The following is an 11,463-nucleotide window of genomic DNA, read 5'->3' as shown; positions in this document are numbered from 1 at the left end:
CCGGCCCTACGCCTGGTCGTCTTGCTCGAATGAGTCTGCGGCGGTCTTCAAACCGTCCGAGTAGTAGTCGAGCAGATCGGTCTTCACCACCACCGAGCCGTCGACCCAATCCCGTTGGGCCAGATGGCCCGCGTCCCCTTTGGCAAACCCGTCGCCCATCTTGTCGTCGCCCCACGCGGCGCCTTCTGCGGCCAGATTGGCCTGCAGTGACGACAGCACGTTCTTCATCTTGGCGCTGGTTTGGTGGAGGTGTCTGGAGGCCGCTCGCAGTTCGGCCGGTGTCACGCCGAGTTCGTCAGCCATCGGTCAGCTCCTCACGGTGGGAAATGCGGACTCGCCTCGGCCGTCGTCCTCGGGCTCGGCCGCGGGCGGCGTCGGGTCCTCATAGCCGAATACGGATCTGGTCAGGTCGCGCAGATCGGGGGCGTCGTCGAGGATGTCGGACAGCGAGGGCAACATTCGGCGCCGTTCGCCGATCGGGACCATCAATTCAGCGGCGCGCTGCGCCACCAGTTGCGCGGCGGACTGTGCGGCCGACGTGACGTGGCCTCCGAGATCCTCGAGTTCGTACTCATCGAGATAGGACTCATCGATCACGGTCTCGATGACGTGGCCCTGCGCGTTGACGGTCACCTCGACCAATCCATCGGCCGCCCCGGCACTCGCGGTGAGCTGTGCCTGCTCGCGCTGGACCGCCGCGATATCGGCCATCTGCTCCTGGACCAGGGCAAGCACCTCGGTCATCTGATGCCGCAGCCCATCGTTGTTGATCTGACTCACCTCACCCTCATCGCTGCAGGCCGAACGCGGCCACGAGAACTGGGATCGGAATAGTCTTCCAGATTCGCAATGACACCGCCATGCACTCCAGCGAATTCGATTCGGGTACTCCATATTTGAGTACCCGAACAATATTGCGCAGCGAAATTGCCATCGCCGCAATGCCGCTCGTACCGCAATTTGCCACTCAGGCGTAGATAACCGAAGTCAGCTGGATCGGCCACGCCACGAGTCAATAGCTCACAGCCTCCGGGACGATCCGGACATTCTTTGCCTAGGCAACCGAGCGGCTGGTCACCGGTACTGCGGCCCGCCGCGCAGCCGGGGGAACTTCTCCGCAACGGCGGCAGCCAATTCCAGATACGCCTGCAGCGTCTCGGGGGCGAGCAGATCGAAGTCGACGTCGGCCCCCTCGGCCAGGTGCGGGTCGAACGGAATCATGTGCACCGAGCGGCAGCGCGCCTCGAAGTGTTCGTAGACCTTGTCCAGCTTCAGCTTCGCCGAGCCGGGACGCGATGCACTGAGCACCACGTGCGCCTCGCGAACCAGGGCGGAGTGTCCGTGCTGCATGAGCCAGTCCAGGGTCGCCGACGCACTGCGCGCCGCGTCGATCGCCGGTGAGCTGACCAGCACGATGGCGTGGGCCAGATCGAGCACGCCTGCCATGGCGGAATGCATGATGCCGGTGCCGCAGTCGGTGAGGATGATGTTGTAGTAGCGACGCAGGATGCTGACGGTGCGGCGGTAGTCGGCTTCGCCGAAGATCTCCGACACCGCCGGCTCCTGCTCGCTGGCCAGCACCTCCAGTCGACTGCCCGCCATCCGGGTGTGGCTGCGCACGTCGGCGTACCGCTCGATGTTGGGGTCGGACAGCAGATCACGCACGGTGGACTGGCTGGAGGTGTCCCGCACCCGTTCGGCCAGCGTGCCACGGTCCGGGTTGGCGTCGACCGCGATCACGCGGTCGTTGCGCATCATCGACAGCGCCGAGCCCAATCCCAGTGTGGTGGTGGTCTTTCCGACCCCGCCCTTGATGGACAGCACCGCGATCCGGAAGTCGCCGGCGATCGGCTGGCGGATCTGGGCCAGCAGATCTTCCCGCTCCCGCTCCTTGCGGGATTCACCGGGGTTGACGCGCCCGGCACTGGCCCGGTGCACCGCCCGGCGCCACCCGGAATGCGGCGCATTGCGGGCGCGGTTGATGANCATGGGTGGCGGCGGTGGCGGTGGCGCCGGTGCCGACATGGGCGGCGGCGCCGGAGCCGGAGGCTCGGACTGCAAAGGAGGATCGGGCTGCACAGGCGGCTCGGGCTCGTCGACTTCGAACCGCTCGGCAAACTCCCGGGACCCGATCGTGCTGTGCATCTGCCAGGGCGGCGGTGCCAGCCGCCGGGCCGGCGCCTGCGAGGGCTCCGGGGCGGGTGCGGGAGGCGCGGGAGCCGGCGCCACGGAGAAGGCGTCCGTCACGTCGTCGGCCGGTGACGAGGCGGTATGGGTCTGCCGAGCCGACCGTTGCGCCGCAATCTGTTCCAGCAGCGCGGCCGCCCTGGCCTCCACCTCGTCCAGCTCACCAGGCGCCATGTCGTCGAGCGATGTCGGCTCGCCGATCGACCGCTTCTCGTCCGGCATCATTCCCCTCGGGATCTCGGCTGAGTTCGCTCCCGATCGTACGGACAGGTCACCTGGTCCGCCGCCGGGCCGCAGCCACCGCCACCGCCGCCACCATCAACGCAAGACACGCCGCGGTGACGGTGTAGACGATCCTGCGGGCCCGCACATTACCCGGGTCGGGTTGCGGTGGCCCGCTGATCGGTGCACCGGCGGTGACATCGCGGTTCTCGCCGGCCGGCGGCAACTCGTAGGTCAGGGCCGCGACCGGGTCGACGACGCCGTATCCGGTGGACTGGTTGGGGCCGTTCCCCGGGGTACGGGCGGTCCGCTGGACCAGGTCCTTGACCTCTGCGGCGGTGAGATGGGGATACCGCGACCGGATCAGGGCAACGACGCCCGAGACGAACGGCGCCGCGAAGCTGGTCCCGTTCAGTGGGGCCAGCCCCTGCTGCCCCAGCTGGGCGTTGGCCAGCCCGGGCCCGCCGGCATCCAGCGAGGTGATCCGCTCACCGGGGGCGGCCACCGCCACCCACGGCCCGTGCAGGCTGAATTCGGCCGGCGCGGCCGAGGTGGTCACCGCCGCGACGGTCAGGACATAGTCGGCGAACCAAGCCGGGCTGGCGATCGTGCTGACGCTGTTCCAGCCACTGTCCAGCGGCTGGTTGGGATCCGGCATGTTGTTCTGTGCCTTGCACATGCTCTGGGAGTTGAAATTGCCGGCCGCGGCCACCACCACGACGTTCCGTTCGTAGGCGTAGCGCACCGCGCGACCGAGATCCCGATCGTCGAGGCCGGCGGACACCGGCGCGCAGGCCACCTCCGACAGGTTGATCACCGTGGCGCCGAGATCCACCGCCCGGGTGATCGCGAGCGCCAGGGTGTGCGTGTTGCCGTAGCCGATCGAGGTGGCGTTGGGATCCTCGTTCTGGCTGATGCTGGTGCCGGCCACGCTGTAGGCGCCGCTGTTCTGGCGGATCGACAGGATCGTCGCCTCGGGGGCCACCCCGGCGAAGCTGTCGCCGTCGGAGGGGGCTGCCGCGATGATGCCGGCCACCAGGGTGCCGTGCGCATCGCAGTCCACCAGGCCGTCCGTGTTCGACACGTAGTCGCCGCCGGGTTCGAGTGCGGGTAGCCGCGGATGACGGTTGACCCCGGTGTCGATCACCGCGACCTTCTGCCCGGCTCCGCGGGAAAAGCGCCAGGCCCTTCGGTATTCGAGCATGGCGTCNGGCGAACGCCATCATCGCGGCGGCGGTGGCGTCCCAGGCCGCGTACGAGGCCCGGTTGAGCCGGGCCGCGGCATCCACCACGTCGTCGTAGAGCGCAGGCGGCGACAATGCGCGGCGCGCCGAAAGACGCAGCAGTTCACCGTTTTCCACCCCGGCGCTCCGCAACGTCTGATCGGGCGGCAGCGCGGGACCATCGGCCTTGCCGCCCCGGCTGAGCACCCAGAACGTCCGTCGCTCGTCGCGATCGGCGACGTCGGCGCTGCGCTCGGTGTCGCGGGACTTGATCATCCGCGCCAGCTCCGGCAGGAACGCCGCCACCGGGACGTCGGCCGGCAGCGCGACGTCGAGTTGGGTGCGCCCACCGACCACCGACACCCGGATCACGTCGGGTGCCGCGGAGACCACCCGCACCTCGCGGAGTTCCTCGACCCCGGTCACAGGTCGGGCATCCGGGACAGTTGGACGACGCCGCCGCGGGTCGTGCGCGAGACCAGCATGCCGCGGCCGGGAGGCATCGCGCTGGCCTTGTGTCCGCCGAACAGGCCGCCCTCCTCCTTGCTGCCGCTCATCACCAATCCGTTGCAGGACAGGTCTTTCAGCCGCCCCACGATCGGGTCCATCATCGCCCGGCCCGCACCACCGCTGCGACGCGTGATGATCACCCGCAGGCCGATGTCACGAGCCTGCGGCAGGTACTCGACCAGCGGGCCGAGCGGATGGCTCAGCGACCCACCGGGAATCAGGTCGTAGTCGTCGATCATCACGAACAGGTCCGGCCCGGTCCACCAGGACCGCTCCTTGAGCTGCTGCTGGGTGATGTCGTTGGGCGGGAGACGATCCTTGAGGGCACCGGCCAGCGCCGTCATCAGATCCGTACAGGATTGCGGGGCCGTGGCATAACCGCCCAGGTACTCGTCGGGAACCACGCCGAGCATCGACCGGCGGAAGTCCACCAGGATGATCTTGGCCTCGACCGGGGAGGCGTTCTCCATCACGCCGGCGGCGATGTTGCGCAGCAGGCCGGTCTTGCCGCATTCGGTGTCGGCGAAGGCCACCAGGTGTGGCTGGGCATCGAAATCCAGCACGACGGGGGCCAGCTCTTCCTCGTTGATGCCGATCGCGATCCGGGCCTTGCTCAGCTGGCCGGATTCGCGGGCCACCCGCACGACCTCATCGCGATTCACGTTGTGCGGCAGCATCCGAACCGGCGGGGCCTCGCGATCCTGGTAGTGGGCGCGCACCGCCTCGACGGCCGCGGCCACCCCGGCGGGCAGATCCTCCACCGACGAGCTCGAGTCCAGGCGGGGCAGCCCGATCAGGATGTGCAACCGCTCGGAGTTGATACCGCGGCCGGGCCGCCCGATCGGCACCAGTTCGGCGGACCGGCGCGCCACCTCGCTGTCGATCGGATCGCCGAGGCGCAGTTCGACCCGGGTGCCGAGCATGTCCTTGACCGCCGGGCGGATCTCCATCCACCGCGACGCGGTGACCGCGACGTGCACGCCGTAGGACAGACCCTGGATGGCCAGCGACTGGATCACCGGATCGAGCGTGTCGAACTCGCTCTTGATCGAGGCCCAGCCGTCGATGACCAGTACCACGTCGCCGAAATGGTCCTGGCTCAGCGGATCCAGCGCCGCCTCCGCCGGCGGCAGGGCGGCCAGTCGCGCCTTGCGTTGCCGGAAATCCCGCATCGACTCGATACCGAGATCGCGGAACAACTGCTCACGGGCGCGCAGCACGCCGGCCACCTCGGCGACGGTGCGCCGGATCGCGTCGGCGTCCATGCGGCCGGCCACCCCACCGACGTGCGGCAGCTTCGCCAGGCTGGCCAGCGTGCCACCACCGAAGTCCAGACAGTAGAACTGCACCTGCTCGGGCGTGTGGGTGGCCGCGGCGGACAGGATCAGCGTGCGCAACGCGGTGGACTTACCCGATTGCGGCCCGCCGACGATCGCCACGTTGCCCTGTGCACCGGACAGGTCGACCATGAGCAGATCGCGGCGCTGATCGTAGGGCCGGTCCACCACGCCCAGCGGCATCCACAGCCGGCCGTTCACATTCTGCGGTGCCGACCAATCCGATTCCGGCAGCAGCTCGTTCACCGCGGGGCTGTCATCGAGCGGCGGCAGCCACACCTCGTGGGCGGGCCTGCCGTGGCCGCGCAGCCGGCTCACCACCATGTCGAGCAGCGTGGTCTTGGTGGGACCCGAACTGATCGGCTCGGCCTCCGGAATATCGTGCGGCAGCGGCGCCCGTGCGGGCACCGGGTCCTTCTTGACCGGCGTCGCGGTGAACAGTTTCGGCGCCAGCGCCCCCAACTGCGTCACCCGGCCGGTGCGCGCCGAGATCCTGGGTTTGACGTACTCCCCCGACACGTAGCAGGAGTTGAACCGGATCGGTTCAGAGGCATCGCATTTCAGGAAGGCCGAACCGGGAACGCTGGGCAGGTGGTAGGCGTCGGGCACGCCGAGCACGCTGCGCGACTCCCCGGCCGAGAACGTCTTGAGACCGATCCGGTAGGACAGGTGCGAATCGAGGCCACGCAGCTTGCCCTCCTCGAGGCGTTGCGAGGCCAGCAGCAGATGCATGTGCAGCGATCGGCCCAGCCGGCCGATCATCACGAACAGTTCCGCGAAATCCGGCTTCTGGGACAGCAGTTCGGAGAACTCGTCGACCACGATGAACAGCGCGGGCAGCGGCTCGAGGTCGGCCCCGGCGGCGCGGGCCCGCTCGTACTCGGTGACGTTGGGGAAGTTGCCTGCCGCGCGCAGCAGCTCCTGACGACGGTTCATCTCACCGGCCAGCGCGTCTCGCATCCGGTCCACCATCGTCAGTTCGTCTTCGAGGTTGGTGATGATGGCCGCGATGTGGGCGATCCCTTCCAGGCCCAGGAACGTCGCCCCGCCCTTGAAGTCGACCAGCACCAGGTTGAGCGACTCCGGCGAGTGCGCGGTGATCATCGACAACACCAGCGTGCGCAGGAATTCCGACTTTCCCGATCCCGTCGCACCGATACACAGCCCGTGCGGGCCCATGCCGCCCTCGGCCGCTTCCTTGATGTCGAGTTCGATGGGCTGCCCGTTCGGGGTGATGCCGATCGGCACCCGCAGCCGTTCGCGCGGGGACCGCTGCCGCCACACCTGCTCGGGCACGATGGCCGCGGCGTCGGGAATCTTCAACAGCGCCATCAGACCCGGATCGACCGCCCTCGAATCGGATTCGAGGCTGACGATGTGCGCGGCGTTCGCCGGGCGGTAACGCCCGATCCGGCGCGCGGTGGTCTCGGCCTCGGCGATCGTGATGGTGTCCGGGGTGGCGAACCGTTCGACACCGACCGCCGTCCGTGCGGCCACGTCGTCACCCTCGACCACGAGTTGCAGGCTGCGGCGGGCCGAGGCGCCCGAGCGCAGACCGTTAAGATCCAGCAGCGTCACACTGTCCAGTCCGGCGTCGGTGATCAATTGCTCATCACCGGTGACGAATCCGTCGTCGAGCACCACGACGAGCTGTTTGAGCCCCTGCGTCGGTTGCGCGTTGCGGGTGAACCGGCCGCGTTCGACCAGTTCGGCGGCCAGTGCCGTCTCCATCAACTCCAGCGTGGGAAACAGCAGCCGCATCGAGCCCATGCCGTCGCGGGTCACCGAATGCTGCGCGTGCGGCAGCCATTTGACCCAGCTCCAGTTCTCGCCGTCGGGATTGGCCGTGACCACGGCCACCTGGACGTGGTCGGGTCCGTGAAAGGTGCACAGCTCCAACACCATCGAACGCACCAGCTGCTGCGCGAGCTTGCGTTCGCCCTCGAAGGTGATGGTCGGGAAGGCTCGCAGCGACACCGCGGTCGGCAGGGCATGCACCACCGAATGGGTCTTGACGAATCGGCGCAGGGCCACCGTCGACACCGGTTCCAGATCCTCGGGCGGCCCGGTCTCGGGAGCCATCAACCGGGTGGCCAGCCGGTGCGTCCCGATCCCGACCCGGATGTGGCAGTAATCCGCATCGCTGGGCCGCCGCTCCCACATGCGGCGAGTTCCGACCACATCGCTGAGCGCCCGCGGGTCGGGATGGCTCCACTCCAGGGCCGTGCGTTGTTCGGCGCCGGTGGTGTCGGCCTCCTCGCGAAGGTTCGCCAGGTAACTGAAGTAGTCCTTGCGTTCCTCGTTGAGTTCGGCCGCGGCTTTGCCGGTGCGGGCGCCGCCACCCATGAACATGCCGACCATCGACATGACCATCATCATCGGGAAGATCAGGAACATCGGGCTTCTGGCCATGTCCCGGCCGCCGACCGTGATCATCAGCGCGATCATGCCGATCACCGCGACCAGCATCACGAAGGGCATCAGCTTGAGCAGCAGGTTTCCCGGGATGGCCCGCGGCACCTCGGGCGGCGCGGCCAGGTTGACCTCGCCACCGGGCATGCGCGGCGGCGCCACCCGAAGGCGGCGGACGAAACCCTGCGTACTCAACCTTTCCTCCCCGGAAGCTGCATCACGCAAAGCGGCTGGGTGACCGATTGGTTATTGTCCTGAGTACTCTCGCTGTCGAGCAATCCCATTGGGCAGGAGGCCGACTGGATTGTGACACTACCGCCCTCAATATCCCGGCTCGAGTCAAGGCTTGACCCGGAGCTGGATCCAGAAGCCGAACCGGAGCTGAGCCGACTGACCCTGGTCGTCGGCGAACTGAACATCGATGTCGGGCTACCAGCACACGTCAGCATCGCCCAATACATCCCCGATGTCATCGAAATAGCGAACGAACAGATCGCGGCGCACCGCCGCACGACCGAGGCGGGCGACGCCGCCATCATCGAGTTCGACGCCACCGACGGGCAGTGGACGCTGGCCCCGCTCGGCGAGGAACCGATCCCACCGCACCAGTCCCTCGGCGAATCGGGCGTGTACGACGGGGACCTGTTGATGATCTGCGCGGCCGGCCAGCCGGTCAGCCCGCTGCTGTTCGACGACGTTGACGACACGCACGCGGACGAGCCGGGCACCGTCCGGACCTGGTTCGCGGAGCACGCCGCCATGTTGACCGGGTTCACCGTCACCGCGGCGGCCGCCGTGACGCTGGCCGCGGTGCTGTCCCGCTGGGCCGCGCAACCCGCNGTCCCGCTGGGCCGCGCAACCCGCGGTTCCCGCCGCGGCGCTGGTCCTCGGCGCGTCGGGCGTGCTGCTGGCCTGCCTGGTGGCGCACCGGTCCACGACCACCGTGGCCCCGCCGTGGATCGCCGCGGTCTCGATGCCGCTGGTGTTCGCCGGGTCGCTGTACCTGGTGCCCGGCGGCTCCGGTGCCACGTCGCTGCCGATGGCGTTCGCCCTCACCGCCCTGAGTTCGCTGCTGGTGCTCCTGGTTTCGACGCGTGGATCGGCCGTCTACACGGCGCTCATCTCCGGGTGCGCGTTCGGCGGGATCAGCACCACGGCGATGTTGCTGTGGCAGCCGCCGATCCGCACGGTGGGAGCTTTGCTCGCCACGGTCGCCGTTATCGTCGTCTACCTGGCCCCGCGCGTGACCATCGGACTGTCGAAGCTGCCGATCCCTCGGGTGCCGACAGCCGGCGAACCGCTCGATGACATCGAGACCCAGGGCGGCACCACCGTCGAGGGCGTCAACGCGATCAGCAAGCAGATCATCCCCACCGAAGAGGACCTGATCGCCCGGGTGCGGCGGGCTAACCAGCACCTCACCGGGATTCTCGTCGCCGCCGCCGTCGCGGCGCTGGTCGGCTGCTACCTGACGGTGGACGTCAGCAATGGATTCTACTGGCAAGGAACGGTTTTCGCGGTCGCGGTGGCCACTGTTCTGTGTCTCCGCGGGCGCGGCCACCACGATCTGGTGCAGTCGGCGACGCTCATCGGCAGCGGTTTGACGATCGGCGTGGCCGTGGTGGTCAAGACCGCGCTGTACGTCGAGGCGTGGCAGGTCCGCGCGGTGGTCGTGCTGGCCGCGTTGATGGTGCTGATCCTGGCCTGCGGCCTGGTCGCACCGCGGCGCGAGTTCTCCCCGGTGGTCCGGCGGCAGGTCGAGATACTCGAATACATCGCGGTGGGATCGCTTTTCCCACTGTGCTTCTGGATCATCCGGATGTATGCGTTCTTCCGGGAGCTGCGGATCTAACCCGTCGACACCTTGGTGCTGTCCGGGTCGGCGGACATGCCGTCGTGCGCGACCAGCGCGGCCTCCTGGGACAGCTCCGGGCCCGGCGGTAAGAGTGACAACACCGCCCAGGGCGCCCACTGCGGGGCATTGGCCGGGCCGTCGGGAACCTTGACGCCGCTGACGCCCAGCGCATCGGCCGTCGGCAGATCCTTGATGTGGTAGCGCACCCCGGTGTCGGAGACGTAGAACAGCTGACCGGTCGAGCGGCTGGCCGGATCGTTGCCGGTGGCCTGCACGTACTCGCCGGCACCCGGGGTCAGGTAGACCGAGTCCACCCTCGGCCCGCTGCCGTCGGCGCTGGCCAGCCGGACCGTTTGTGCCCCGTCGGCGGTGGGCAACCGGTGCCCGACCAGCAGCCGCACGTCGGCGCTGGCGTCGGTGTTGGACCGCTGCCAGGCCATGCACACCACCCGGTCGGGGTGGTACGACACGATCTTCGGCGACACTGCCGGGTAGTGGTCGACGGGCAGCAGGTGCACGGTCGGGACGTCGGCCAGCGTGGCCGGCGCGATCTCGGCGGCCTGGCCGCTGGCGGCATCATCGGAGGCGCTGTAGCGAATGATGTCGGCGGTGGCCTGCGAAACCGGTTGCAGCCCCTCGCGCAGCACCACGTAGAGCTGCTCACCGCGCGAGTCCACGGATTTCACGATGGCCCCGACGGGGTGTTCGGCACCGAGGGCTCCCGGCTCCCCCGCGCCGTCGATCTCGACCGGCGTGATCGGGTCCACCAGTGGAAACGTGTTGAGCAAGGGCAACGACATCGGGCGACTGCTGGCGCCTTGGAGGTGAAGCCCGTTGACCAGAACGGGATCTGACACGTCGATCGGGGCGCGCACCCCGTGGTAGATCAGGTAGGTGGTGCCACCGGATTCGGTGAGGATGGCCTCGCCCGCGTCGACCTGGCGGATCCCGCCACCGAGTACCGGATCGTTGGCCAGCACGGTGGTCTGCAGGCTCGCCGACCCGGTGGTTTCGGTGACGGCCGGCGTCGTCAGGTTGTCGCACACCGTCCACGACGACGTGCTCATGTCGTCGCCGCGGTTGATGCTGGCGGGTGCGCCGACGATGCCGACCATGGGCCCGCGGGGTACGACGTCCAGGAACTTGTCGTCGACCTCTTTGGGGCTGTCGTTCTTGCCGATGATCAAGCGGGCCGAGGCCAGGTTGAGCACGGGATGGATCTGCTCACCGATCCGGACGAAGGGCGCCCCGCTGGACTTGCTCAGCACGATCTGGGCGTCCCCGATGTTGGGCGACGGCTTGAAGAACGCCATCACCGCGGCGGCGCCGGTGATGAGCACCGCGATCACCATGCCCACGATCAGCGCCCGCATCTGGCCGCGCATCGGATCGTGGATCATCCGCGAATCGCCACGGATGAGCGCGTGCTCGAGACGGCGGATCAGAAAACGGTAACCGTTCACCTGGGCGCGAGTGGTAACTTGCGCTGGCATGCGTAGGGTATAGCACGTCCGCACCACCTCGACATGAAGCCGAGCGACACCTATTTGAAATGCGATGCGTCCATTGACTTTCGCAGCAAAGCTGACCACCGCCGGTGATACCGGCCCGCAGCGGGTCGTCCCGCTGGTCGACCTGATCGCCCTGCAAGTTCTCGTGGTGGCAGGCATCGTCGTCGCGGTGGGGATCCACCGGCCCGGCTGGCAGGGCGCGGCGG

General features: G+C 68.4%; 6 protein-coding genes and 3 pseudogenes. 2 read left to right on the top strand and 7 right to left on the bottom strand.

Annotated features, from left to right (window positions below; all coding sequences use genetic code 11):
• Positions 1 to 6 precede the first annotated feature (6 nt).
• From BN4332_RS25775 to eccCa, 6 genes and pseudogenes are all read right to left on the bottom strand, one after another.
• On the bottom strand, positions 7 to 303 hold the full coding sequence (locus BN4332_RS25775; RefSeq protein WP_066902292.1) for a WXG100 family type VII secretion target: 297 nt from the start codon (positions 301 to 303) through the stop codon (positions 7 to 9).
• 3 nt (positions 304 to 306) lie between these two features.
• Positions 307 to 780, bottom strand: coding sequence for a YbaB/EbfC family nucleoid-associated protein (locus BN4332_RS25770; RefSeq protein WP_066902291.1), 474 nt, complete (start codon positions 778 to 780; stop codon positions 307 to 309).
• Positions 781 to 1,074: 294 nt separating this feature from the next.
• Positions 1,075 to 2,340 (bottom strand): annotated as a pseudogene (locus tag BN4332_RS25765) (MinD/ParA family ATP-binding protein); the annotation flags it as partial.
• Between the two features lie 118 nt (positions 2,341 to 2,458).
• Complete coding sequence (gene mycP / locus BN4332_RS25760; protein WP_235654202.1) at positions 2,459 to 3,613, bottom strand: type VII secretion-associated serine protease mycosin; 1,155 nt, start codon at positions 3,611 to 3,613, stop codon at positions 2,459 to 2,461.
• Between the two features lie 142 nt (positions 3,614 to 3,755).
• Positions 3,756 to 3,989: pseudogene (locus BN4332_RS34660) on the bottom strand (EsaB/YukD family protein); the annotation flags it as partial.
• Between the two features lie 65 nt (positions 3,990 to 4,054).
• On the bottom strand, positions 4,055 to 8,086 hold the full coding sequence (eccCa, locus tag BN4332_RS25750; RefSeq protein ID WP_066902290.1) for a type VII secretion protein EccCa: 4,032 nt from the start codon (positions 8,084 to 8,086) through the stop codon (positions 4,055 to 4,057).
• A 111-nt stretch (positions 8,087 to 8,197) separates the two neighbouring features.
• On the opposite strand from eccCa, the pseudogene BN4332_RS34655 reads away from it, so the two are divergent.
• A pseudogene (locus tag BN4332_RS34655) lies at positions 8,198 to 8,485 on the top strand (EsaB/YukD family protein); the annotation flags it as partial.
• A 307-nt stretch (positions 8,486 to 8,792) separates the two neighbouring features.
• Positions 8,793 to 9,743 (top strand): type VII secretion integral membrane protein EccD, encoded by a 951-nt coding sequence (gene eccD, locus BN4332_RS34650; RefSeq protein WP_235654201.1) that lies wholly within the window; start codon positions 8,793 to 8,795, stop codon positions 9,741 to 9,743.
• On the opposite strand, the gene eccB is transcribed toward eccD, so the two are convergent.
• On the bottom strand, positions 9,740 to 11,239 hold the full coding sequence (eccB, locus tag BN4332_RS25740) for a type VII secretion protein EccB (protein WP_066902289.1): 1,500 nt from the start codon (positions 11,237 to 11,239) through the stop codon (positions 9,740 to 9,742). The genes eccD and eccB overlap by 4 nt on opposite strands.
• Positions 11,240 to 11,463: the final 224 nt, after the last annotated feature.

It is taken from the genome of Mycolicibacterium houstonense (assembly GCF_900078665.2).
Lineage (GTDB): Bacteria > Actinomycetota > Actinomycetes > Mycobacteriales > Mycobacteriaceae > Mycobacterium > Mycobacterium houstonense.
This window is presented reverse-complemented; position numbering and strand designations above follow the sequence as displayed.